26 protein-coding genes are annotated in these 24,043 nt (G+C 60.6%); 16 read left to right on the top strand and 10 right to left on the bottom strand.

From position 1 onward, the window contains the following. Position 1: 1 nt before the first annotated feature. The 8 genes from DBW_RS01140 to DBW_RS01105 all read right to left on the bottom strand — a co-directional run bounded on the left by DBW_RS01140 (position 2) and on the right by DBW_RS01105 (position 7,524). On the bottom strand, positions 2 to 682 hold the full coding sequence (locus tag DBW_RS01140; RefSeq protein WP_066723041.1) for a heme exporter protein CcmB: 681 nt from the start codon (positions 680 to 682) through the stop codon (positions 2 to 4). Continuing rightward, complete coding sequence (ccmA, locus tag DBW_RS01135; RefSeq protein WP_197463697.1) at positions 679 to 1,392, bottom strand: heme ABC exporter ATP-binding protein CcmA; 714 nt, start codon at positions 1,390 to 1,392, stop codon at positions 679 to 681. Before ccmA ends, DBW_RS01140 begins: the two co-directional genes overlap by 4 nt. Further along, positions 1,385 to 1,687: a hypothetical protein gene (locus tag DBW_RS01130; protein WP_066723039.1), complete on the bottom strand. Its 303-nt coding sequence runs from the start codon at positions 1,685 to 1,687 to the stop codon at positions 1,385 to 1,387. Before DBW_RS01130 ends, ccmA begins: the two co-directional genes overlap by 8 nt. Positions 1,688 to 1,690: 3 nt before the next feature. Continuing rightward, positions 1,691 to 2,188, bottom strand: coding sequence for a cytochrome c-type biogenesis protein (locus DBW_RS01125; RefSeq protein ID WP_066723038.1), 498 nt, complete (start codon positions 2,186 to 2,188; stop codon positions 1,691 to 1,693). After that, positions 2,185 to 4,137, bottom strand: coding sequence for a heme lyase CcmF/NrfE family subunit (locus DBW_RS01120; protein ID WP_066723035.1), 1,953 nt, complete (start codon positions 4,135 to 4,137; stop codon positions 2,185 to 2,187). The genes DBW_RS01125 and DBW_RS01120 overlap by 4 nt, the downstream gene beginning before the upstream one ends. 12 nt (positions 4,138 to 4,149) lie before the next feature. Next, the gene (locus DBW_RS01115) at positions 4,150 to 4,572 is read right to left on the bottom strand and encodes a cytochrome c maturation protein CcmE (RefSeq protein WP_066723030.1); all 423 of its coding nucleotides are present in this window, start codon (positions 4,570 to 4,572) and stop codon (positions 4,150 to 4,152) included. Between the two features lie 268 nt (positions 4,573 to 4,840). Beyond that, positions 4,841 to 6,196 (bottom strand): sigma-54-dependent transcriptional regulator, encoded by a 1,356-nt coding sequence (locus DBW_RS01110; protein ID WP_066723028.1) that lies wholly within the window; start codon positions 6,194 to 6,196, stop codon positions 4,841 to 4,843. Next, positions 6,193 to 7,524, bottom strand: coding sequence for a sensor histidine kinase (locus tag DBW_RS01105; RefSeq protein WP_197463696.1), 1,332 nt, complete (start codon positions 7,522 to 7,524; stop codon positions 6,193 to 6,195). Before DBW_RS01105 ends, DBW_RS01110 begins: the two co-directional genes overlap by 4 nt. A 196-nt stretch (positions 7,525 to 7,720) precedes the next feature. Between DBW_RS01105 and DBW_RS18335 the strand changes: the two genes are divergently transcribed. The 3 genes from DBW_RS18335 (at position 7,721) to DBW_RS18865 (ending at position 8,622) form a co-directional block, all read left to right on the top strand. Then, the gene (locus DBW_RS18335) at positions 7,721 to 8,080 is read left to right on the top strand and encodes a c-type cytochrome (protein WP_157471674.1); all 360 of its coding nucleotides are present in this window, start codon (positions 7,721 to 7,723) and stop codon (positions 8,078 to 8,080) included. An 84-nt stretch (positions 8,081 to 8,164) separates the two neighbouring features. Then, a complete protein-coding gene (locus tag DBW_RS01095; protein ID WP_082820103.1) occupies positions 8,165 to 8,419 on the top strand; it encodes an SHOCT domain-containing protein in 255 nt (84 codons plus the stop codon). A 5-nt stretch (positions 8,420 to 8,424) separates the two neighbouring features. Beyond that, the gene (locus DBW_RS18865) at positions 8,425 to 8,622 is read left to right on the top strand and encodes a hypothetical protein (protein WP_231875364.1); all 198 of its coding nucleotides are present in this window, start codon (positions 8,425 to 8,427) and stop codon (positions 8,620 to 8,622) included. 147 nt (positions 8,623 to 8,769) lie between these two features. On the opposite strand, the gene DBW_RS01085 is transcribed toward DBW_RS18865, so the two are convergent. Beyond that, complete coding sequence (locus DBW_RS01085) at positions 8,770 to 9,285, bottom strand: helix-turn-helix domain-containing protein (protein ID WP_231875363.1); 516 nt, start codon at positions 9,283 to 9,285, stop codon at positions 8,770 to 8,772. Between DBW_RS01085 and DBW_RS01080 the strand changes: the two genes are divergently transcribed. After that, positions 9,255 to 9,767: an ATP-binding protein gene (locus DBW_RS01080; RefSeq protein ID WP_066723009.1), complete on the top strand. Its 513-nt coding sequence runs from the start codon at positions 9,255 to 9,257 to the stop codon at positions 9,765 to 9,767. The genes DBW_RS01085 and DBW_RS01080 overlap by 31 nt on opposite strands. Before the next feature lie 88 nt (positions 9,768 to 9,855). Beyond that, positions 9,856 to 10,230, top strand: coding sequence for a hypothetical protein (locus DBW_RS01075; protein WP_066723006.1), 375 nt, complete (start codon positions 9,856 to 9,858; stop codon positions 10,228 to 10,230). A 100-nt stretch (positions 10,231 to 10,330) separates the two neighbouring features. Here DBW_RS01075 and DBW_RS01070 read toward each other — a convergent pair whose 3' ends face one another. After that, a complete protein-coding gene (locus DBW_RS01070) occupies positions 10,331 to 10,633 on the bottom strand; it encodes a hypothetical protein (RefSeq protein WP_157471672.1) in 303 nt (100 codons plus the stop codon). 79 nt (positions 10,634 to 10,712) lie between these two features. Between DBW_RS01070 and DBW_RS01065 the strand changes: the two genes are divergently transcribed. The 11 genes from DBW_RS01065 (at position 10,713) to DBW_RS01015 (ending at position 24,000) form a co-directional block, all read left to right on the top strand. Beyond that, a complete protein-coding gene (locus DBW_RS01065; RefSeq protein WP_066723002.1) occupies positions 10,713 to 11,162 on the top strand; it encodes a hypothetical protein in 450 nt (149 codons plus the stop codon). Between the two features lie 107 nt (positions 11,163 to 11,269). Continuing rightward, positions 11,270 to 12,643 carry a TolC family protein gene (locus tag DBW_RS01060; RefSeq protein ID WP_066722995.1) on the top strand — a complete coding sequence of 458 codons (1,374 nt, stop codon included), beginning with the start codon at positions 11,270 to 11,272 and terminating at the stop codon, positions 12,641 to 12,643. A 5-nt stretch (positions 12,644 to 12,648) separates the two neighbouring features. Further along, positions 12,649 to 13,968, top strand: a complete 1,320-nt coding sequence (locus DBW_RS01055) for an efflux RND transporter periplasmic adaptor subunit (RefSeq protein WP_066722992.1) — start codon at positions 12,649 to 12,651, stop codon at positions 13,966 to 13,968. A 147-nt stretch (positions 13,969 to 14,115) separates the two neighbouring features. Beyond that, entirely contained in the window at positions 14,116 to 17,217 is a 3,102-nt protein-coding gene (locus tag DBW_RS01050; RefSeq protein ID WP_066722988.1) for an efflux RND transporter permease subunit, read from the top strand. 3 nt (positions 17,218 to 17,220) lie between these two features. Then, complete coding sequence (locus DBW_RS01045; RefSeq protein WP_066722985.1) at positions 17,221 to 17,556, top strand: P-II family nitrogen regulator; 336 nt, start codon at positions 17,221 to 17,223, stop codon at positions 17,554 to 17,556. Between the two features lie 503 nt (positions 17,557 to 18,059). Continuing rightward, positions 18,060 to 18,575, top strand: coding sequence for a TlpA disulfide reductase family protein (locus tag DBW_RS01040; RefSeq protein ID WP_066722982.1), 516 nt, complete (start codon positions 18,060 to 18,062; stop codon positions 18,573 to 18,575). A 4-nt stretch (positions 18,576 to 18,579) separates the two neighbouring features. Beyond that, a complete protein-coding gene (locus DBW_RS01035) occupies positions 18,580 to 19,329 on the top strand; it encodes a cytochrome c biogenesis CcdA family protein (protein WP_066722979.1) in 750 nt (249 codons plus the stop codon). 70 nt (positions 19,330 to 19,399) lie between these two features. Beyond that, positions 19,400 to 19,840: a disulfide bond formation protein B gene (locus DBW_RS01030; protein ID WP_066722976.1), complete on the top strand. Its 441-nt coding sequence runs from the start codon at positions 19,400 to 19,402 to the stop codon at positions 19,838 to 19,840. Then, complete coding sequence (locus DBW_RS01025) at positions 19,837 to 20,490, top strand: DsbA family protein (RefSeq protein WP_066722973.1); 654 nt, start codon at positions 19,837 to 19,839, stop codon at positions 20,488 to 20,490. The genes DBW_RS01030 and DBW_RS01025 overlap by 4 nt, the downstream gene beginning before the upstream one ends. A 319-nt stretch (positions 20,491 to 20,809) precedes the next feature. Beyond that, on the top strand, positions 20,810 to 22,996 hold the full coding sequence (locus tag DBW_RS01020) for a heavy metal translocating P-type ATPase (RefSeq protein WP_157471670.1): 2,187 nt from the start codon (positions 20,810 to 20,812) through the stop codon (positions 22,994 to 22,996). Between the two features lie 17 nt (positions 22,997 to 23,013). Continuing rightward, complete coding sequence (locus DBW_RS01015; protein WP_066729596.1) at positions 23,014 to 24,000, top strand: arsenic resistance protein; 987 nt, start codon at positions 23,014 to 23,016, stop codon at positions 23,998 to 24,000. Positions 24,001 to 24,043 lie beyond the last annotated feature (43 nt).

Below are 24,043 nucleotides of genomic sequence, written 5' to 3'. Positions count from 1 at the left end.
GTCAAACCTCCCGGACGGCATGGGCAAAGAGCAGATAGCCCACCGCTGCGTAAATCAGGCCGAACGCGGCCATCGGTTCGAGCTGGTCGAGAATTGCGCTCACGGGCCGGCCCGTAAAGGCGGTGCCGGTCGCCTTGACCGCCAGGGCGACCAGCGGCAGGCAGAGCGGATAGAGCAGGATCGGCAGCAGCACCTCATTGCGACGGGTCCCGGCGGCCAGGGCCGAGAGCAGAGTCCCGGCGGCGGAGAAACCGATATTGACCAGCATCAGCAACACCAGCAGGATCAGCGGACTCGGCTGCAGACCGGTGCCGAACAGGGCAAAGAAGACCGGAACCAGCACCAGTTCGCTCAAGCTCATCAGGGTGAAGTTAACCAGCGCCTTGGCGGCAAAAATCGCTCCCGGCGAGATGGGGCTGACCAGCAGTGCAGCGACACAGCCGTTCTCCTTCTCGCGGGCGAAAACCCGCCCCAGACCAAGGACCGAAGAGAAGAGGATCGCCACCCAGAGGATGCCGGCGGCCGGCTCGGCCTCGATGCGTCCGCCGAGCCCGGCCGCCAGATTGAGGATCACCATGATCAGCGCCCCGAAAAAAGCCATGGCGATCAGGGACTCCTTCTTGCGCACCTCGACCCGCAGGTCCTTGCGGTAGAGGAGCAGAATCTGCCGCACCAGGCTCATGCCGCCTCCAGGTGCCGGAAGTAGAGCTGTTCGAAGGCGTCGGGGTCGATCTGGTCACGCCGCTGCAGGAAGATCAGCTGCCCCTGCGCCAGGATCCCCACCGCCGTGGCCAGTTCCAGCCCCCGCCGCAGGTTGTGGGTGACCATGACGATGGTGCGCTGCGCTTCGTGCAGCAGGCGCAGCTGCCGGGAGAGGCGGCTGGCCGCGTGCTCGTCGAGGCCGGTGTACGGTTCGTCGAGCAGCAGCAGGCTCGGATCGTTGACCAGTGCCCGGGCGATGGTGAGGCGCTGTTGCATCCCCCGGGAGAATTCCCGCACCGGACTGTGCGCCCGGTGCGCGAGATCGACCCGCTCCAGCAGTTCGCCAGCTCGGGCGGCGGGATCGGAAACGCCGTAGAGGGCCGCATAGAACTCCAGGTTCTCCCGGGCGCTCAGATCATCGTAGAGAAACGACTGGTGAGAGACCAGCCCGAGCCGGGCGCGAAAGGCCTCCGGATGTTCTTCCAGATCGTAACCCGCCGCCCGCACGGTCCCGGCGGAAGGAGACAGCAGGGTGGCCAGGACCTTGAGCAGAGTCGACTTGCCGGCGCCGTTGGGGCCGAACAGGCAGAGAAAGTCCCCTGCTTCCAGGGTCAGGCTGACCCCCTTCAGGGCCGCCAGCCCGCCGTAGCTCTTGCGCAGATTTTCGACGTGCAGAAAGGGCTCAGCCACTGGAATCTTTCCCCGCCCGGTCGAGTTCGTCGAGGCCCGCAATGGCCGCGGCGGCCTGACGGGTGTAAAGCTCCTTGAGCTGCTGGTAATCGACCTCGCTGACCTTGCCGATGCTCTGCTCGAAGTCGATATCGCGCAGGGCCTGGAGGTGGTTGTGCTTCTCCTGCTCCAGGGCGGCGCGCCGGCGGAGGATTTCTTCGCCGGCAACCGTAAGCGGCTGATGGTCCTTCAGCAGCGGCGCGCAGGTATAGGTCAGCAGGGCAAGGGCCAGGATAATGAAGATGACGCCGGTCATGAGCTATTCCTCCTTCTCGAGCCGCGCCAGTTCCTGCGCGACCCGCTCTCTTGCGGCGGCATCGACGATCGCCGGGCTGTCGTCCGCTGCAGCGGTTTCCGATTCGTTAACCTTGCCGCTGCGGCGGGCCCAGCGCCCAACCAGGAAAAGCGCGACGATGGCCCCGGCGCACAGGCCGACGTACGGGGCCACGTAGGCGGTCAGGGCGAACCCCTTCTGGGGCGGCGTGGAGATGATGGCCTCGCCGTAGCGGGCGACAAAATAATCGAGAATCTCCTGCTTGCTTTTGCCTTCGCCGATCATCCGGTGAATGGTGTCCTTCATCTCCTGGGCACCGCCGCAGTTACATACGGACAGCTGGTCCTCGGGACAGGCATAGCACATCAGGTGATTGCTGACCTCGGCCTCGGTGAGGGCCGCGGCCCGGCCGGGCAGGGCCAGGACCAGCAGGAGCAGCAGAACGGGGAAAAACGCAAGCCGGTTGCGGACGGACGTGTTCATGACGCGATTCTCCTCTTGCGCTCGGGGATGATGGCGACAACGCCCCCCACGACCATCAGCGCTCCGCCGATCCAGCCCCAGACCAGCAGCGGATTGACGGCCGCCTTGAGGGTGATCTCCTGGTTGCGGCCGATCCCCGGCATGGTGACGTACAGATCGTCACGCAGGGTCGTGCGCAGGGCAACCTCGGTGGTCGGCTGCTCGGCGTTGACATAGACCCGACGCTGCGTCTCCAGGATGCCGAGCGGCTCACCCCCATTGAAGACGCTCAGCTGCGCGCCGTAAATGGTGCGGTTGAATTTGTTGTAGACGTTGAAATCGTCATAGCGCAGTTCGTAACGCCCCACCTGCAGGGTCTCGCCACGCTTCAGGGTTCCCTGGGCTTCCTGCTTGAAGGCCGTGGAGCCGGTAATGCCGACCACCATCAGCACCAGCCCGAAATGGACCAGATGTCCGCCGTAGCGGCGCCGCAGGCGCCACAGCAGCTTCGGTCCGGCGCTCCAGGAAGATTCGCCGGGTTGCTTGTCGCGTGAGCGCAGGGCAGCGACAAATTCCAGGACGATGGTTGCGGCGACAAAGCCGCAGAGACTGAAGGCGACCAGGGCGTAGGGATGGCGGATGCCGAACCCCAGCAGTAGCGCCAGTACCACCAGGCCGAAGATCGCCGGGCGCAGGAAATTGCGGCGCAGGTTGGTCGCCGAGGCCTTGCGCCAGCCGATCAGCGGACAGATGCCGGTAATCAGCAGCAGCAACAGAAACAGCGGGGTGTTGACCATGTTGAAAAAGGCCGGTCCAACGGTCACCTTGTTGCCGGTGAAGGCTTCCGAGATGATGGGAAAGATCGTGCCGAACAGGGTGGCGAAGGCCAGCGCCAGCAGGATGACATTGTTGAACAGAAAGGTGCTCTCTCGCGAAAGGTACGATTCGAGAACATGGGGCGTTTTCAGATCGTTGTAGCTCTCGGCGATGAGGTAGATGCCGCCGAGCAGTGTGACAATGGTGAAGCCGAGGAAATACCCTCCCAGCCCGGTCGCCCCGAAATCGTGCACCGACTGCAGCACGCCGCTGCGCACCAGGTAGGTGCCGAAGATGCAGAGGGTGAAGGTGAGCAGGATCAGCACCATGTTCCAGACCTTCATGATCCCCCGCCGCTCCTGGATGATGGCGGTGTGAATAAAGGCGGTGGAGGCCAGCCAGGGGATGAAGGAAGCGTTCTCCACCGGGTCCCAGGCCCAGAAACCGCCCCAGCCCAGTTCCACGTAAGCCCACTGGCCGCCGAGAATGATGCCGATGGTGAGAAAAATCCAGGAGAGCACGTTCCAGACACGCGCCTTGCGGATCCAGCCGGCGTCGCTGCGGCCGGTGACCATGGCGGCCACGGCGTAGGCGAAGGGGACGGTGAAGCCGACGTAGCCGAGAAAAAGGGTCGGCGGATGGAAGACCATGCCCGGGTTCTGCAGCATCGGATTGAGCCCCTGGCCGTCGGCGGGGGTGAAGCTCAGCAGTTCGAAGGGGTTGGTGATGGCGCACAGCAGAAAGAGAAAGAAGCTGAGCGTGCCGGCCAGCACCAGGTAGACGTAGCTGGTGGTGCGCGGATCGGCGTCGCGGCGGTTGGAGTAGACCGTCAGGGCGGCGCAGAAACTCAGGGTCCAGGCCCAGAAGAGCAGCGAGCCCTTCTGCCCGGCCCAGAAGGCGGTCAGCTTATAGAAGATCGGCAGGGCGCGGTCGGAGTAGGAGGCGACGTATTCGACCTGAAAATTGTCGGTCAAAAACAGCCCGGCCAGAGAGATCGACGCCAGGGTAGTGAAAGCTCCCGCGGTCAGCAGGGCCCGGGCGCCGCTGCGGGCCAGACGGGCATCGTTGCGCATTACTCCGAGCAGGGTGAAAACCAGCGCCAGCAGGCTGAAGGCCAGGGCGGCGAATTGGGAAAGATTGCCGAAAACGACCAAGGTGTCCTCCTGTTATTTGCTGCCTTCTTCCGATGAATACTTGGATGGGCATTTGACGAGCAGATTGTCGGCGGCGAAAAGATTGTCGCCCCGCCGGTAGATTCCCTCGGCCAGCACCTCCACGCCCGCCTCGAAGGCGTCGGGCTTGGGACCGGCATAACTGACGCGGATGGTCGAGGTCGGGGTCTGCTGATCGCGCAGCTCGAAAGCCAGCCGCAGCGCCTGCTGATCGTAAGCGATGCTGTCGGCGACCACGTCACCACCGACCCGTACCGTTTCTTCCGCATCGAGGTTGAGGCCGGTCGGCGAGTCCTTCAGTTCGGCCACGGTCAGGTAGTAAGCGCTGGTGGTGGAGATGCCGCGGACGATGAGGAAACCGACCGCAAGGCCGATGATCAGCACGCCGATAAGAATTTTTCGGTTCGATCGTTTCATTGCCTTCTTGCCTGAATGAATGTTTGATTGCTCGGGAGGCTCCGGTCCCGGCTTCACAACGACAGCCATCCTGCCGCTGCAGAGTTCTATAGCAGCAGGTGTGCCGAAACGGACTGGACGGCGCAACCTGTCTTTAGGTAGCTGGAATACCTTGATTATTCAGCAGGGAAGAGGATTTCGGAGGGGTTTTGAAAAGAGCTCGGCGCAAGACTCTCGTGGGGCAGAAAAGACCATGTGCGACAATTTGTCGCACCCCCGCCATCAAGAATCAAAGGGACTCATCTCCGAGTTTGCGCTGAATGGTCTTGCGATTGATGCCGAGGATCTCGGCCGCCTGCACCTTGTTGCCCCCGCAACGGCGCAGGACGTGCCGGATGTAGTCACGCTCCACCTCGGCCAGAGCTCTGGCATCGGGCCAGGCGAACGACTCGGCGGGACGCAGGTCACGGAGGATTTCCGGCGGGAGGTCAGCCAAACGCACGATCCCCTTGTCGCAGAGATAGCAGCAGCGCTCGATCACATTCTGCAGCTCCCGTACATTGCCGGGCCAGGAATAGTCCATCAGCGCCCGAAGCGCCTCGGGTTCGAAGTCGACCACCTTGCCGCGACAGGGGTGGCGGGCGGTGAACTCCTGCAACAGGGCGGGGATGTCCTCCCGCCGCCGGCGCAGGGGGGGGATTTCGATATGGAAGGTGGCGATGCGGTAGTAGATGTCCTCCCGGAAGCGCCCCTCGCGGGCCTCCTCCAGCAGTTTGCGGTTGGTGGCGGCGAGAACCCGCACGTCGAAGTCCTGCTGCCGGGTGCCGCCGACCGGCCGCACCTGCCGCTCCTGCAGCGCCCGCAACAGCTTGGCCTGCAGCGCGGGGGACATCTCGCCGATTTCGTCGAGAAACAGGGTCCCCCCGTGGGCCTCGAGAAAAAGTCCCGTCTTCTCCTGGGTGGCGCCAGTAAAAGCGCCGCGGGCGTGGCCGAACAGTTCGCTCTCGAGCAGACCCTCCGGAAGCGCGGCGCAGTTGACGGCTACGAAGGGGCCGGCACGGCGCGGCGAGGCTCTGTGGATGGCTCGGGCGACCAGTTCCTTGCCGGTACCGGTCTCCCCCTCAATCAGCACCCCCCCCTCCGCGGGGGCCGTCTTGTCGATCAGGGTCATCACCCGGGCCATGGCAGCGCTGCGCCCCACCAGCTCGCGGTGCGCAGTACCAGGCTCGAGACGCTCTTCCAGCTCGGCGACCCGGCGCCGCATGGCGAGTTCGCGCTCGGCCCGCTTGACGGTTATCAGTAGTTGCTCGGTTTTGAACGGCTTGATCAGATAATCGTAGGCGCCCCGATCAATCAGCCGTACGGTGTCGTTGATATCACCGAAGGCGGTGATGAGGATCACGAAAGGGGTGAATCCTCGCTCCGCCTTGACTCTTTCGAGCAGGGTGACGCCGTCCATGGACGGCATGCGGATATCACTGATGATCAATTCGCAGGACTGTCCGGAGAGGACGGAAAGGGCTTCCTCGCCGTCGCCTGCGGCATACACCGCATAGCCCCGCTCGCAGAGCACGTCGCAGAGCAGATCGCGCATCTCCTGCTTGTCGTCGACGACCAAGATACGCAGCGGCTGCAGGTCGGTCATTGGCTCATCTCCTTACCCCGGGAAGGAAAATTCATGACGAAGCGGGCACCCCCACCGGGGCGATCTTCGATCAGAATATTTCCCCCGTGGTCCTCTACGACATTGGCCGCAATATATAGACCGAGGCCGGTCCCCTCCCCGACATCCTTGGAGGTGAAGAAGGGCTCGAACACCTTTTCGCGCAGTTCTGCCGGAATTCCCGGCCCGCTGTCCTCGAAGACAATTTGCAGGTTCTCCTCCGCCATGACCGAAGTCACCCGGATCAGTCCCTGGCCGCCCATGGCTTGAATGGCATTGAGCATCAGGTTGACAAAAAGCTGGCGCAGGGCGTTACTGTCCCCGGTCATCTTCGCCAAGGCCAGATCCAGCTCCAGAGCGACGGCGAAATCGTTTTTGGAGAAGCGCATCCGGCAGAGGTTCAGGGCCTCCTGGACCAATCCGCTCAGATCGACCTCGTCCCAGCACCTGACATCTTTGCGAGAGAACGCGAGCAGGCGTTCGATGAGTTCGGCGATCTGCTCGCTCTGGCGGATGATCGACTCCAGCCCCTTGCGGCCGGGATCGTCCTGCACCATCCGACTGAGCAACTGCTCGGCACGGCCGCTTATGACGTTGAGGGGGGTGCCGATCTCATGGGCCAGACCAGAGGTGAGCTGCCCCAGGGAAGCGAGCTTTTCGGCATGGCGCAGACCACGCTCCAGTTCCAGCTTCTGCCGGTAAAACTCCTCTCGGATGCGGTGCTGTTCCTCAAGGCTGGATGCCATCCGGTTCAACTCCTCCCCCATCTGGTCAAGATCGACCACCCCGCTCGGCTCGATCCGCAGTGCGAGATCGCCGCTGCCGAGACGGCGGGCGGCTCCGATCAGCTGGCGCAGCGGCTGGCTGATGCTCCAGCGGGCGATGAAAAAGATCACCGCACCGAGCCCGACCGTGAGCGCCACCGTGAAAAAGAGGAAACGACGGGTGGTGCCGGCCAGAGCCTGGTTGACTTGCCGCAAGGGCAGGACCACCTCCAGTGCCCCCTGTGGAGAATCACCGGCGCCCCTGACCGGGACGATGATGGAAAAGTACTGCTCCCGACCGCCTTCGAGGAATTCCTCGCGGCCCTCTTCATCGAGGGTAGACAGGTCAATCCGTTGATGCGGCAAGGGCAACGGGTTGCACTGGGCGCAGGCGATGCCGATCGGGGCACCGTCTCGGGCGTAGAAACGCAGCATGGGCGGGGTCGACCAGTTGCGCGGGGCGATGTCGGCAAGGAGCCTGTCAAGATCGACTGCAGGGGCGCCAGGATGGTAGAAACGCAGCACCGCAGCCAGTGAGCGAGCCATGAGACGCGCCTCGGAGCGGATCCCGGAGAGCAGATGATCCCGTTCGTCCTGTATGGAAACGTATCCGAGAACCACAGAAGCGGTGGCGATTAGAGTAAATAGATAGAGAAATATCCGGGTGGCGATGCGCATGCGGACAGCCTAACAATTTTCCAGAAGTCTTTGAATCTAAGTTTTTTATGGTAACGGATTCCGGGTGAAAAGTCAGCCCAAAGGTCATTTGCTCTTTGCCTCCTTGGGATTGTCAAAATATTTGACAAAGGTCGCCCCTGTCTTCCGAGGAGAAGAACGACCTGATCCGGTATTTTCAAACGAACGCCTTTCAGGCCTGGACCCGGGCGCCCTGCCCGAGGGTGAGACACCGGGCGCGCAATCCTTCGCCGACGTTTGCTCGCGCTGCCATGCCCTGCCAGATCCGAATGCCCATAGTCCCCGGGAATGGCAGGCGGTGGTCGAACGCATGGCCATGAACATGGAAAACGTGGGCTTCGGGCCTCTGGCGCCAGAACAGAGAACTGCGATCCTGGACTATCTCAAGGGACAATCGCGCAAGTAGAGAAAAAAGGCCGAGTGCGGCCTTGCGCCGAAGAGGCAAGCCGCACTCTTTTCAATACTCTCGAAACGAGGAGTAACAACGGACATGATGAGATACTGGAATCAAAACTGGCTGTGCGGGCCCGGAAGCTTTTTTCATGGCCCCTTGGGAATGGTCATCAACCTGGCCTTCTGGCTGTTGATTTTCGTTTTGGCCGTATGGCTATTTCAAACCATTATCCGCAAAAAGAACACGACTGAGGGCACTCTCGGACCGCAGGAGGTTCTTAAACATCGCTATGCGGCCGGAGAGATCAATCGCGAAGAATTCGAGCGCATGAAGAAAGAACTGCAAGGATGAGCAAAGTGGTACGTAACATCAGCGGCGCTTTCATGGGGGGTCTGCTCGGCGCCCTGGTCGACAGCCTCAATATTTGGTGGCTAGGCAAGGCCGGTGTCACCGCAGCGTTGGGTATCGGCCTCGCCCCGAATTCACCATGCCCTGGCTCTACCCGCGCCTGGTCTGGGGCGGTTTGTGGGGGCTGCTTCTGCTGCTGCCCCTAGTTCGCGAACGCACCCTGTTGCGGGGCCTGCTGATCAGCTTGGCACCCTCTGCTATAGTTCTGCTGGTGGTCTTTCCCGGGATGGGCAAGGGGCATTTGGGCCTTGGCTTTGGAACACTGACCCCGATCTTGGTGGTACTGTTGAATTTCATATGGGGAATGGTGGCCTCTGCCTGGCATCGTGCGGCAGGCCGCTGAAAGCATGGAGCCGGATTTTCATGAACTGCTCAACCTCCTCCCGGTTACGCCGACACGGTGTGTGGCGACCTGCCAACCAGTCGGCCAACTGCTCTGGATCACGGTCCATTTCAGCGCCAAGCTGTTCCAAAGACAGCCCCTTGACTTGCCTGTACCAGGCCAGTCTCCCCATCGGGTCTTCAGGGCAGGGGATCGGGTTGTAGCCGATGAATTCGATTACTTTCGGCATGCAACACAAGGTGATTGATGACCAGCCATTTTCCCAATTCCAGATGGTAGAGGTTGTCACTCCAATCTGTTTCGCGACATCTTTTTGATACAATCTAAGCTCAAATCGGCGACGACGTAGGTGATCGCCGAGGGTGATCGGTTCTTCAGTAAGCTCCTTAGGTATTTGTATTTTAAAGGGAATTTCGATTTTGTGCGGGGTTTCAGGTGAATTGGAAAACTTGTAAAAGATGTTCAAACCCCTGCCCCTGCGGCTTTCTCGGCGACCCCCAGCACCCCTGCAACTGCACGCCGCTGGTGGTGCAGCGCTATCGGCGCCGCCTCTCCGGCCCGCTCCTCGACCGCATCGACCTCCATGTCGAGGTGCCGCGCGTCCCCCACAAGGACCTCGCCGACCCCGTCGACAGCGAAAGCAGCTGCGCCATTCGCGCCCGCATCGAGGCCGCCCGGTCGATCCAGCGCCAACGCCTCGCCCCCTTCGGCCTGCACGCCAACGCCGGCATGGCCGCCCGCCACATCCGCAGGTTCTGCCTCCTCGACGACGCCGGCCGGAAACTCCTCGAACTGGTCACCGAGCGGATGGGGCTCTCGGCGCGCAGCTACACCCGCATCCTCAAGGTGGCACGCACCATCGCCGACCTCGCCGGCAGCGACACTATTCAGCAGCCCCACCTCGCCGAGGCGATTCAGTACCGGGGCCTGGACCGCAAGGTGGGGTAAGGGAAACCATCCCTGTTTAACGAAAGAATTCGTGGTTTATGCTGTCATTGCACCGCCCTGCGGCCAATTCATTCAACAGGAGGGACACATGCAGAAAATTCCCCAGATCACCATCTATGCCAGACAGGCCGGGGTTGCCATTACCCCCTTTGAGCGGCGCAGCGAAGGCCGGGCGACCGAAGGGCGCATCCTGCTGCGCTTCTTTCGCCTCGAGAGCGGCAGTAACGCGATCCGATTCATTGTCGAACCGGCAGAAGCCTTCGCCCTCTACGACAAGATCCACAGGATCGCCCGGGACGGCGGCCAGGAGAGCCTCAAACACGCGTTTACCCGCCCCGATGGCGAGGTCCAGACGCGCCTGACGGTGGAGCGCTGGGAACGCAACGGCAAGAGTGGTTATGCCCTTGCCGTGCAGCGCGGCGAAGAACAGCTCAACGTGCCGGTCCAAGCGGAACTGAGGTAAGTTGAAAATATCGGACACCAAAGTTAAGAAATTCCTCTTGCGGAGGTGTCAACATGACAAGAGGTTATAACGGCCGCTCTTCGAAGGATCGCCCGACTGGCTAGCCGCCCCAGATCGGATCCTGGGCAAATTGCTGGCCCAGCCGCTCCTCCGGCCTCTGCTCCAGGAATTCCTCCCGGCTGAAGGAAAACCGGTAATCGCGGCAGTAGGCCAAAAGGATCTGATAGGCGGCGTTGATCTGCCGGATACGATCATTTACGCTGCCGCCGGCATCGGGATGATGGCGTTGGAAATCTGGGCAGTGTCCCCGATTTTCGTACCAAGCCAACTCCTTGTCCCCAGACAAAAGCAGCCGTGATGGCCAAAGAAATTGCTCATTTCCTCCGCAGAAGGCAATGAGCAAAATGGGGGAAATATGATTTCAATGGTTGACTATTAGGATCAGGTTCCATTATGCTTTTAGCCTGTCCACGAGGATTTTTATGGTTCGAATCTTTCGCAGGTATAAAACATCCGTTTCCGCTCTTGCCGTCCTGGCCTACCTGTTGATCGGGTCGGGAGTCGGCAACGCCCTTCTCTGGTGTCAGGAGTCGGAGTTCGATTCCCACCTGGAATACAACCTGGCCGGGCAGTGCCAGAACGTCTGTCTTCCCGTAAATGGCGACCATGAACTCGGTCGCCAGAGAGACATCTTCCCGGTCTTAACGTCTTTGGCAGATGACTGTCAGGATACCCAGGTCTCCCTTTCACATGCTCCTGCGCCAGGCTGCAAGAACCTGCCGGTCACCCCCGCTTCCCCCAACAGTCACTCATTTCATCTCTCTCCCGCCGACCGCTCTGCCGCTTCTTTGCTCTCCCGGCTGAACCTGATTGCTCAGCCGCCCCCGTCACAGGCGCTCGTTTCTCTGCGCACCATCGTTCTTCTGGTTTGATCCCCGTCCAAGCGCTTCTCTGAGGACGGTTGCGGCATTCTCCCTCCGTCAGCCGTCGCCCCGTTTTTTCCCAATTATCGACCAATACAATCTGAAGGAGTTCCTCCATGCGTTTGACCACTTTTGTGGCCGGAACGGGCGCTCTCTGGCTGGTGATTGCCTGTGGCAACGGGTTTGCCGCGAATTCCGGCTCTCTGCCGGAACCGCGCCCCCTTGGCCGAGAACTGCCCCTCGCCGCATCCGAAACCCCGATTCCCGAACCGACCGCTGCAACCGTCACCGATGAGCTGACCCTGCGCCAGGCTCTCTCCCTGGCCCTGCTGCACAACCCGGACCTGGCCGCCTTCTCCTGGGAGGTGCGGGTCAAGGAAGCCGAGGCCCTGCAGGCCGGCCTCCTGCCCAATCCCGAACTGGGCATCGAGATGGAAAACTTCGCCGGAGGCGACGAGTTCTCCGGAACCGATGCGGCCGAAACCACTGTCACTCTGAGCCAGCTCGTCGAACTGGGGGGCAAGCGCGGCAAACGCCGGGCGGCCGCTGCCCTGGAGGCGAACCTGGCCGGATGGGACTTCGAAACCCGGAGGCTCGATGTCCTGACCGCCACGGCCAAGTCTTTCATCGCCGTCCTGGCGGCGCAGGAACGCCTCGTTCAGGCCGACGAACTCTCCGCCCTGGCCGATCGCTTTTACCGCACGGTCAGCGAACGGGTCGAAGCGGGCAAGGTCTCTCCGGTGGAGCAGGCCCGGGCACAAGTCCCCCTTTCCGCCGCTCGCGTCGCCCAGGACCGGGCCCGCGTAGCGCTGGAAGCGGCGCGCAAGGAGCTGACCGCTCTGTGGGGGAATGAGGCTCCCACGTTCGAGCGCGCCGTCGGCACCCTGGAGAGCATCGCGCCCGTCCCCTCCCAGGAGCAGATGGTTTCACTCCTCGAACAGAGCCCCGACGTCGCCCGTTGGAAAACCGAAGAACAACAGCGCAACGCCCGGCTAGCCCTGGAGCGCGCCAACGGCATCCCCGACCTGACCCTGTTCGCCGGGAATCGCAATCTTCAGGCGAGCAATGACAATGCCTTCGTCGCCGGCATTTCCATCCCCCTGCCCCTGTTCGATCGGAATCAGGGGGGGATCGCCGCGGCTCGAGCCGCCCGCAGCAAGGCTCGCGAAGAACGCCGGTCCGCCTACAGCCAGGCCGTCGCCTCTCTGGCTGCCGGTTACCGGGACCTGAGCGCCGCCTTCGTTGAGGCCAGAACTCTTCGGGAAGAGATCCTGCCGGCGGCCGGACAGTCATTCGATGCCGCCGAATTCGGCTACCGCGAAGGGAAGTTCGGGTTCCTCGAAGTTCTCGACGCGCAGCGCACCCTTTTTGAAGTCAGGGGCCAATACCTCGATGCTCTCACCGCCTACCATCAGGCTAGGGCCGAGGTGGAGCGCCTCATTGGAGCTCCGCTCGAAGCAGACATCGTCAATAATGGACAGGAGAAATAAATCACATGAAATCGATCACCCAACCCAAGGCATGGGGATTTGCCGCACTGGCTCTGCTCACCGCCCTGATTCTTCTTCCCGGCTGCAACGGGCAAGACGCCTCTGAAACCCACAAGGAAAGCGCGGCTAAGAAGTCGGCGCAGGCAACCGCTGCGGGCGAGAAGGACCACTCGGGCAAAGAGGACAAGCACGCAGACCACGACGAAGACGAGGGGGAAGCAAATAACCACGGCGGCGCGGAAGGGCACGATGAGCATGGCGGGGAAGAAGTGGTGCGCCTTTCGCCGGAGGAATTGAAGGAGTTCGGTATCGAGGTCGCAACGGCCGGACCCGGCCGACTCGATCAGTATGCCGAACTGCCCGGCGAAATTGTCCTTAATGCCGACCGGCTGGCCCACGTCGTTCCTCGGGTTCCCGGCATCGTGCGCGAGGTGCGCCGGACCGTCGGCGACGCTGTCAACACCGGCGAGCTTCTGGCCGTCATCGAGAGCCGCGAACTGGCCGATGCCAAGGCTGCCTTCCTGGCGGCAGCCGAACGTGAGAAGCTGGCACTGGCCAATTTCGACCGTGAGGAGCGCCTTTGGCGGAAAAAAATCTCCAGCGAGCAGGAGTACCTCGATGCCCGCCGGGCCCTCGCCGAGGCGCGCATTGCCAGGAACTCGGCGGAGCAGCAACTGCACGCCTTGGGCTTCTCCGAGGATTACCTGAAGAGCCTGCCCGAACATCCGGACGCCACTTACACCCGCTTCGAGATCCGTGCGCCCTTCGCCGGCACCATCACCGAAAAACACCTCGCCTTGGGGGAAAACGCCAAGTCCGACGCCGAGGTGTTCACCATCGCGGACCTTTCCTCGGTCTGGGTCGATATTAACGTCTATCAGAAGGATTTGACCCTGATTCGTCAGGGACAAACCGTGGTGATCGAGATCGGTCACGGCATCCCCCAGGTTTCCGGCAAGATCGCCTGGGTCGGTCCTCTGGTTGGCGAGGCGACCCGCACCGCCAAGGCCCGGGTGGTCCTTGCCAACCCCGAGGGGACCCTACGTCCGGGCCTGTTCGTGACCGCCCGGGTGGCGGTGGGGAACACCGCGGCCGGCATCGTCGTTCCGAAAAGCGCACTGCAGACGTTCGAGGAGCGTAACGTGGTCTTCGTTCAGGACGAAGATGGTTTTGAACCGCGCCCGGTGGAGCTGGGGCAGAAGAACGCCAACCAGGTGGAAATTCTCTCCGGGCTCGAGGCCGGACAGACCTACGTCAGCCAGGGGGCCTTCACTCTTAAGGCGCAACTCTCCAAAGGCGCCTTCGGCGACGGCCATAACCACTAGTCGGCCGATGAAAAACGCCCATCTGCGGCGTTGCCCTCATCCTTCGTCAACGACGTACCCTCCGGGTACGCCTTATTCCTCAGGATTTCTGGCGCCTTGCATCTGGGCATCCTTGATCGGCCTGGGGAACTGGAGATACGAATCTTTATGGAAAAACTAATCCGTTTTGTTCTGCACAGCCGGCTGCTGATGAGCGTCCTCGGCGTGCTGGTACTGGCGGCCGGCTGGTTCAGCTATAAACAGCTGCCGGTCGATGCCTTTCCCGACGTCACCCCCGCCCTTGTTCAGGTTTTCACCGAAACCGAGGGCCTCGCTCCCGAGGAGGTGGAAAAGTACGTCACCTACCCGGTCGAGACCGCCATGAACGGTCTGCCCGAGCTCAAGGAGATTCGTTCGGTCTCCAATTTCGGCCTGTCGGTGATCAACGTCTACTTCGAGGACGGCACCGACGTCTACTTCGCCCGCCAGCTGGTGAACGAGCGGCTGCAGTTGGCCCGCGAGGAGATCCCCGAAGGCTTCGGCGACCCGGAAATGGGTCCGATCGCCACCGGCCTGGGGCAGATCCTCTTCTACGTCCTCGAGGATGAAACCGGAAAACGAACGTCCGAGGAAATGCGCGAGATTCAGGACTGGCTGATCAAATTCAACCTGCAGACCGTCCCCGGCGTGACCGAGGTCCTCTCCCTGGGCGGCGAGGTGAAGCAGTTCCAGGTGCGGGTGCGTCCCGCCGATCTGTTGCGTTTTGATCTCGCCATCGGCGAGATCGTCGAGAAGGTCGAAGCCAACAACGGCAACGTCGGCGCCCAGTTCCTGGTCCAGAACGCCGAGGAGTACATCGTGCGCTCAGTCGGCCTGGCCGAGAAGATCGACGACTTGGAGCGTATCGTGCTGAAGGTCCAGGACGGCACGCCGGTCTACCTCGAACAAGTGGCCGACGTGGTCATCGGCGGCGAGATCCGCCGCGGCCTGGCGACCATGAACGGGGCCGGCGAGGCGGTGGTCGGCATGGTCCTCAAGCTGATCGGCACCAACACCTCCACCGTCATCACCGAGGTCAAGGCCAAGTTGGACGAGATCAACCAGGTGCTCCCCGAAGGGGTCAGGGTCGTCCCCTACTACGACCAGGCGACCCTGGTCGGCAAATGCGTGAAGACGGTCACCGATTCACTGATTTTCGGCGTGCTGCTGGTCGCCGGCGTGCTGCTGATTTTCATGGGCGGCCTGCGCGCCAGCCTGGTGGTGGCCCTCTCCATCCCCTTCTCGATCTTCTTCGCCTTCATCCTGATGAAGGTCTTCGGCATCAGCGCCAACCTCATGTCGCTGGGGGGCCTCGCCATCGCCATCGGCATGATGGTCGATGCCACCATCGTCATGGTGGAAAACGTCGACCGCATGCTGCGTGAGGCCGACCCGGACGATTCCCGTCTGGCCATCGTCAGCCGCGCCTGCGCCGAGGTGGGTAGGCCGATCATCTTCGCCATCGCCATCATCATCATCGTTTTTTTGCCGCTGTTCACCCTGCAGGGAGTCGAAGGCAAGACCTTCAAACCGCTGGCCTACACGGTCTCGCTGGCCATGCTCGGTTCGCTCCTTTACGCCCTGCTGCTGGCCCCGGTCGCCTCGCATCTGCTGATGCGTCGGCCCAAATCGGTGGCTGCGGGCGAAGGCGCCAAGGAGGCCTGGATCGTGCGCTGGCTGCTGCTTCCTTATCGCCCGGCGGTCAGCCTGTTTGTGCGCCATCGTTCCATCGCGGTGGGCCTGGCCGTGGCGATGCTGGTTGCAGGACTGCTGATCTTCCCGCGACTCGGCTCGGAGTTCGTCCCCCGGCTCGACGAGGGGGATCTGCTGATCCGCGCCACCATGGCGCCATCGATCTCTCTCGAGGAGTCGAAGGAGACCATGCAGCGCTTCGAAAAGCGTCTCATGGCCCGCTTCCCCGAGGTGACCCGGGTCGTCACCCGCGTCGGGCGCGGTGAGGTCGGCGCCCACGCCGACCCGGTCAACAGCGCCGAAGCTTTTGTCGCCCTCAAGCCGCAGGAGGAGTGGACCAGCGCCGAAAACCCGGATGAGCTCTACGCCGCCATCAGCGAGACTTTCGAAGGCTTTCCCGGCGCCCAGTTCAACGTCACCCAGCCGATCGCCGCAGCGGTCGACGAGCTGCTCACCGGCACCAAGGCCGAGCTTGCCATCAAGATCTTCGGCCCCGACATGGAGGTGCTCAAGGAGAAGGCGGCCGAGATCGAAGCGGTGATCCGGGAGATTCCCGGCGCCGCCGACGTGCAGAAGGACCAGGTGACCGGCACACCGCAGCTGCGTATCCGCATCGACCGCAAGGCCATCGCCCGCTACGGCATCAATGTCGAGGATGTGCAGAGTGTCATCCGCACTGCCGTTGGCGGCGAGACCGCCGGCCAAATCTTCGAGGGGATCCGCCGCTTCGACATCTTCGTGCGTTTTGCCGAGGAGGCCCGCGCCGATGCCGAGGCCATCAAGCATATCCTCATCAAAGCGCCCGGCGGGGCCAAGGTCCCCCTCGACCAGCTCGCCGCCATCGAGGAGATCGTCGGCCCGCGCCAGATCACCCGAGAGAATAACCAGCGCTTCATCACAGTGCAGACCAACGTGCGCGGACGCGACATCGGCTCCTTTGTCGCCGAGGGGCAACGGACCATCGAGGCAAAGGTGCAGATGCCGGCCGGCTACCTGGTCAACTGGGGCGGGCAGTTCGAGCTGCAGCAGCAGGCCAACAAGCGCCTGGCCCTCGTGGTGCCGGTGACCCTGCTGGTCATCCTGCTGTTGTTGTTCATGAACTTCAACTCGCTCAAAAACACCTTCCTGATTCTGCTCAATATTCCGCTGGCGCTGGTCGGCGGCATCGTCGGCCTGTGGCTCACCGGTCAGAACCTCTCGGTCCCCTCCTCCATCGGTTTCATCGCCCTGTTCGGCATCGCCCTGGAGAACGGCATGGTACTGGTCACCTATCTCAATCAGCTGCTGCGGGACGGAGTAACGATGGATGAAGCATCGGTCAAAGGGGCCTGTCTGCGCCTGCGGCCGGTGCTGATGACCGCCATCACTACCGCCCTGGGGCTCATCCCGCTGCTCTTTTCCAGCGGTACGGGGAGCGAGGTGCAGCGGCCCCTGGCCACGGTGGTGGTCGGTGGTCTGGTGACCTCAACCATCCTGACATTGTTGGTTATTCCGGCGCTTTATAAATGGTTCGCCGTCAAGGTCGAAAGGGAGATTTAAGCCATGAAGGAAGTCAAGGCATACATCAAACGACATAAACTGAACGAGGTTATACTTGCCCTGCGCAAAGTCGAAGGCTTGACGGGAGTAAGCATCCTCTCCATGCAGGGCGTTGGCAAGGGGTGGCATGATCGGGACGCTGACCTCGATGTCTTCGCCAACCGACCACCGGGGGTCAAGCTGGAGATCTGCTGCAGGGATGACCTGGTCGAGGCTGTGGTCGCCGCCATCGAACGGGCGGCCCACACCGGCCTCAAGGGGGACGGCAAGATCTACGTCGCGAACCTCGAAAAGGCCGTACGCATCAGTAACGGCGAGCAGGGCGAAGGGGCCGTCTGAGAAAACGGGGTCGGCTTGGCTCGCCCAAGCCGACTATTTCCAACAAGCTGGAGGATGAGGGGTTCTGTGAAGGTGCAAAAATGGAGGATTGGCCTTGTTGGCTCGCTCCCCCATCTGCGTCGCCATCACCGAGTTCACTTGTCCGGCCACATCGAGGCGGACGTGATCACCCCTGACGGGGCGGTGGTTGAACAGAAGCCGACAAGAGGGGCGGGACTGAGTTCGGAACGCAAGGGGTGCAAGGATGTTCCTTTCCATCTCAGGCTCGATTCCGTTTCGCCCGAAGGCTCGGTTACTCGGCGCCGATACCATGCACTTGGCGGCGAGGCCTCTGCATGTAAAAACCTCGGCCTTCGAAGCTGATAGTTTCTCCGTTTTTCCTCCTGATATCGCCCGCACATCTGGTGCGGGCATTTTTTCAATTTTTCATAGTTGGCTTTAGGGGTGAACTGCATCCTGAAAAACAGAAAAAATCATAAACAGTGACAGCAGAGAGGTAGATTATGCGTTATTTGATCTCGATAGTATTCCTCGTGTTTATCGGCGTCGGTGTCTACAACTACTTCAACTTTCCCTCAACGACAACAGTCGTTGCAGGCGATCCGGCCCCGGACTTTCAGCTCGAAGACACCAACGGCAACAAGGTCTCCCTCTCCGCATTGCGCGGCAAAGTCGTCCTGGTGAATTTCTGGGCGACCTGGTGCCCGCCCTGCAAAGAAGAGATGCCTTCGATGTCGCGGCTGAACAAGCTGATGGCCGACGAAAATTTTGTCCTGCTGGCGATCAATGTGGAGAAGGACGGTCGCGCTGTGGTTTCTGATTTCCTCAAGAAAAATCCCCATGATTTTACCATCCTCCATGATGACCGGGGCACCGTGCAGCAACAATACGGCGTCTACAAATTCCCGGAATCTTTCATCATCCGTAAGGACGGCATTGTCGACCAGAAGGTCATCGGCGTCATCGACTGGTCTAGCCCGCAAACGGTCGCCTATTTCAAAAATTTGACCAAAGGATAGCAAATTGTTACAGCAAACAGCCGACATTACTTACTGGATCGCCTTTACCGCCGGGATTCTCTCCTTCGCCTCGCCCTGCGTGTTGCCGCTGATCCCATCATACCTGACCTATATTACCGGTCTATCTTTCAAACAACTGGATGAGGCCCACCCCGGTGCCAGGGTGCGTTTGACGGTCTTCCTCCATACCCTCTGCTTTGTCTTCGGCTTTTCCTGTATTTTTATTCTGCTCGGCGCGATTGCCGGCATCGCTTCCGGCCAGATTCAGGTCCTCCTGCGCGAGGGATTGGACTGGGTGGCCAAGATCGGCGGCCTGTTGATTCTGCTGTTCGGCATTCACACCACCGGTCTGTTCCCCTTTCGCGCCCTGCTCGGCGATAAAAGGGTGCACCTGCATAAAAGACCGGCCGGTTATTTTGGCACCTTCATCATCGGAATTGCCTTTGCGGCCGGCTGGACCCCCTGCATCGGGCCGATTCTGGCCTCGATTCTAATGGTTGCGGCAACCTCCGGTCAGGTCGGCGAAGGTACCATTTTGTTGACCTTCTACTCCATGGGACTGGGGCTGCCCTTTTTGCTCTCGGGACTGCTCTTTCATCAATTTCTGGGTGTGTTCAAGCGGCTGCGCAACCACATGCGGAAGATTGAAATCGGCACCGGAATTATGTTGATCGCGGTTGGCATCATGCTCATGTTCGGCCTGCTGGGGCCGATCACCATGTTTTTCTACCGGTATATCCCGGTACAGGGATAGTTCCTGGCTGAAAAGCGGCACGAGCCGGCTCTTTTTATCTCAACATCGCCAGACTTTGGAGTCTTTAGATATGGCACAACCTGACAAAGCAACAAATACCAACTGGACGCTGCTGTTCCTCTGCTGGCTGCTGGTCAGCGTATCAGCCACGATCAGCATCTTTTTCAGTTCTGTTTTGGAATATGAACCCTGTGTCCTCTGCTGGTATCAGCGGATTTTCCTGTTCCCTTTAATTTTTATTTTTGCGGCGGGTCTTTTCCCAGCTTTTGACAAAAGTGTCATCAGATACGCCCTGCCGTTGACTATCGCGGGTGGCTTGATTGCCCTTTATCACACCCTGCTCTATGCCGGAATTATTCCCGCGAACATCCAGCCCTGCTCACAGGGAGTTTCCTGCACGGAAAAATATATTGAACTGTTCGGTTTCGTCTCGATCCCGATGATGTCATTTTTCGCATTTTCAACACTCGTAACCCTGTTAATCATTTTGAAGAGGAGAACGTCCAAATGAAGTACGCACTTGTCGGAATTACATGCATAGTCCTCGCCATTGCCTTCATTGCCGGCAGCAACTACTACAAGGGCCAGCAGGTTGAAAAGTACGGTTTTATGGCATCACAAAACGCTGATCTTTTTGTCAGAGATCATTCGCCAACTCTTGGCAGTGACGATGCCAAAGTTTATCTGGTTGAGTTTATGGATCCGGCCTGTGAAACCTGCGCATCCTTTGCTCCCTTGATCAAAAAAATCATGGCTGACAATCCCGGCAAAATCAAACTCGTGCTGCGTTACGCTCCCTTCCATGATGGCGCTGACAATTTTGTCAAGATCCTGGAAGCCGCCAGAATGCAAGGGAAGTACTGGGAAACCCTGGAGGTTATGTTTAAAACCCAGAATGTCTGGGCCAGCCACCACAATTATCAGCCGGAAAAACTATGGGACGTTCTTCCCAGGGCAGGAGTCGATATCGAACAAATTAAAAATGATATGCATGCTCCTGCCATTGCAAAAATCATCGAACAGGACATGGCCGACGTTAAAACACTGAATGTACAAAAAACTCCAGGTTATTTTGTCAACGGCAAACCACTGCAGACCTTTGGCTACAAACAGTTGTATCAATTGATCCAATCAGAGCTGGACGCAAAATATCCAAAGTGAGATTGCAGGGGGTAGCGGATAGTCGAAGAAATACTGACGGTTATACCCCTGAATTGATCATCCATCGGGCTGGCGCCATTTCTCAGTGGCGCACACTTCAATTCCGAGGAACCCAAGGAAGGGGGATAATGTCATGAAATAGTTTGCAAAACATCAATGCGAACTTCTCCATAACTGTTCCAGATAGCCTCCGATGGAATTGGCCCATGCCCCGCAAGGTGTGGGCATTTTTCCCAACATCGCGCGCATGAAGCTCAAAGTCCGGTCATCGCCATTGATTGCGGCTATTGGACATTTCCTTCGGAAAGGAGGATAAAAAATGTCGCGACGAATCGATTACAGAATCCAGGGGCTGGATTGCTCCGAAGAGGTCGCCATCCTGCGCCGCGAGGTCGGGGGAATGCCCGGGATCATCGATCTGGAATTCGACGTTGTCAATGCCCGGATGACGGTGGAGTTCGAACCCGACGCCCTTTCCGCCGACGCTATTGTCCATGCGGTCGGCGCCACCGGCATGAAGGCCACCCCGTGGGAGCTACGGCGGACACGGGAGAGGGGGACGTTCTGGCAGCAGCACGGAAGGCTGGTCATGACCGCCGCAAGCGGAGCCTTCCTGTTGATCGCCTTCGTCACCCACGGGGTCATACACGGCAGCCTGCTCGACGTTGTGTCCGGCGGCCATCGTGACAGTCATGCTTTTCCGCCCGCCGTCATGCTGTTCTACTTCCTCTCCGCCGTTTGCGGGGCATGGTACGTTCTTCCCCGGGCTCTGCAGGCTGCCCGCCGACTGCGGCCGGACATGAACTTCCTGATGGTGACGGCAGTGATCGGAGCCTTCATCCTCGGCGAGTGGTTTGAGGCGGCCACCGTCGCCTTCCTGTTTGCTCTCTCTTTGTTATTGGAGCAGTGGAGCGTCGAGCGGGCACGCAATGCCATCGGTGCCCTGCTCGATCTCGCCCCGGCCACGGCCCGCTACCGATGTTCGGAGCACGACGACATCCACGAAAAGCCTGTCGAGGAGGTCCCCCTTGGCGCGATCGTTCTGGTCCGCCCGGGTGAGCGGATTGCGCTGGATGGCGAAGTGGTCAGCGGCCGGTCCTCTGTGAACCAGGCGCCGATCACCGGCGAGTCGATGCCGGTCGCCAAAGAACCGGGCGACCAGGTCTACGCCGGCACCATCAATCAGGACGGGACCCTGGAGTTTCGCGCCGACCGCAGCGCCGACCAAACCACCCTGGCGCGCATCATTCACATGGTCGAAAGCGCCCAGACCCGACGGGCCAACAGTCAGCAGTGGGTGGATCGGTTCTCCACCCGGTACACACCGGTCATGCTGGTTCTCGCAGTAGCCCTTGCCTTGCTGTCGCCACCGCTGGCCGGATTGTCCTGGTCTGAGGGGGTTTATCGCGGCCTGGTGCTGCTGGTCATCGCCTGTCCCTGCGCGCTGGTGATCTCCACCCCGGTGAGCATCGTTTCGGCGCTGACCGCCGCCGCCCGCCACGGGGTGCTGATCAAGGGCGGGCTCTATCTGGAGGCAGCCGGGCGGCTTAAGGTCCTGGCTCTGGACAAGACCGGGACACTCACCACCGGCCAACCCGAAGTGCAGCGTCTGGTCACCCTGAATGGCCACAGCGAATCGGAACTGCTGGAGCGGGCTGCGGCGCTGGAAACCGGCAGCGAGCATCCGCTGGCCAGGGCGATTTTGCGCAAAGCGCGCGAAGCCGGCATCGAAGTTGAACCGGCGGAGCAGTTCACGGCGTTTCCCGGCAAAGGCGGCGAAGGGAGCATCGGGGGAAGGTTGTTCTGGGTCGGCAGTCACCGGATGCTGCACGAGAAAGGCCAGGAGACCCCGGAGATTCATGCCCGGGCGGAAGAACTGGAAGACGCCGGCCATACGGTCGTCGCGATCGGCAACGACAGCCATGTCTGCGGCTTGATCAGCATCGCCGACAGCCTGCGCGAAGATATCCCGCGCATCATCGCTGAAATCCGGGACGCGGGGGTCGCTCGGATCGTCATGCTGACCGGCGATAATGCCGGTACGGCCAGGGCGATTGCGGCCGAGACCGGGATCGAGGAATACCACTGCGAACTTCTGCCCGAAGACAAGGTCGAAGCGATCGGGCGGCTGGTGCGTGAAAACAATACCGTGGCCATGGTTGGCGACGGCATCAACGACGCCCCGGCCATGGCGGCGGCGACCTTCGGGATCGCCATGGGGGCCATGGGGACCGACGCAGCCCTGGAAACGGCCGACATGGCCCTGATGAGCGATGACCTGTCCAAGCTGCCCTGGCTGATCCGTCACTCCCGCCGGACATTACGCAACATCCAGCAGAACATCGGCTTCGCATTGGGGCTGAAAGCGGTGTTCATCGTCCTGACTCTGTTCGGAATGGCCACGCTCTGGATGGCCATTGCCGCCGACATGGGGGCGACGCTGCTGGTTGTGTTCAACAGCCTGCGACTGTTGAATGACTTTGGGCCAGGGGCTGTTCAGAGCTGATGTCTCTGTTTGCAGGAATGATGACAAGAGAAAATCTGGAAGAAAATCAAGTCTGGCTATATGCCGGGGCGCTGGCCACCGGGGCAGGGTTCGGCTTGTGGCAACCCGTCTGGAGCGCGCGTCTGGAACTGCTGATCTCGCCCGTGCTGGCCATCATGCTCTACGGAATGTTTGTGCAGATTCCTTTCCTCCAGCTGCGTCAGGCGTTTGTCAACCGGCGATTTGCCGGAGCCCTGCTGACCGTCAATTTTGTCATCGTGCCCGCTCTGGTCTGGGGATTGTCGCAATTTTTACCGGAATACCCTCCACTGTTACTGGGAGTGTATCTGGTGCTGCTCACTCCGTGCATCGACTACGTCATCGTTTTTACCCATCTCGGTCAGGGTAATGCGCGGCTTGTGCTTGCGGCTACCCCTATGCTGCTTTTGATTCAGATGCTCTTACTGCCTGCGTATCTGTGGTTATTTATGGGTGGACAGGCCGCACGGGTCATGAGCGCCGAACCATTCCTGCAGGCATTTCTCTTGCTCATCGCTTTGCCTCTGGGTCTGGCCCTGGCAAGCGAGATTTGGACCAAGCGCAAGAAAAGTGGTCAAGCCTGGCTTGTCGCGACCGGGTGGCTTCCGGTGCCATTTATGGCGCTTACCCTGATTCTCGTTGTGGCGTCCCAGATCGACAGAATCGGGGAATACCTGCCTATCGTTGGTCAGGCTGTACCGCTTTACATTGCCTTCATGGCCATTATGCCGCTCCTCGCACGCTGGACAGCGCAGGTCTATCGTCTGGATACCAAGGCCGGCAGGGCACTGATTTTTAGCTCGGTGACGCGCAATTCCTTGGTGGTGCTGCCGCTTGCCCTGGCCTTGCCGGATGCATGGGTGGAAACACCTGCCGTCATTGTAACCCAGACTCTTGTAGAGCTTGTCGGCGAGTTGGTTTTCATACGTTTGGTGCCCACGGTGATCTTGTCCGGGACCCGGCGTGATGACGCGCCTTGTCGTTAAATTGGATTTCTTTCTCATGTCCGTTTGGGCGTGTTAAAGGCGT

Source organism: Desulfuromonas sp. DDH964 (genome assembly GCF_001611275.1).
In the GTDB taxonomy this organism is placed as follows: Bacteria; Desulfobacterota; Desulfuromonadia; order Desulfuromonadales; family DDH964; genus DDH964.
This window is presented reverse-complemented; position numbering and strand designations above follow the sequence as displayed.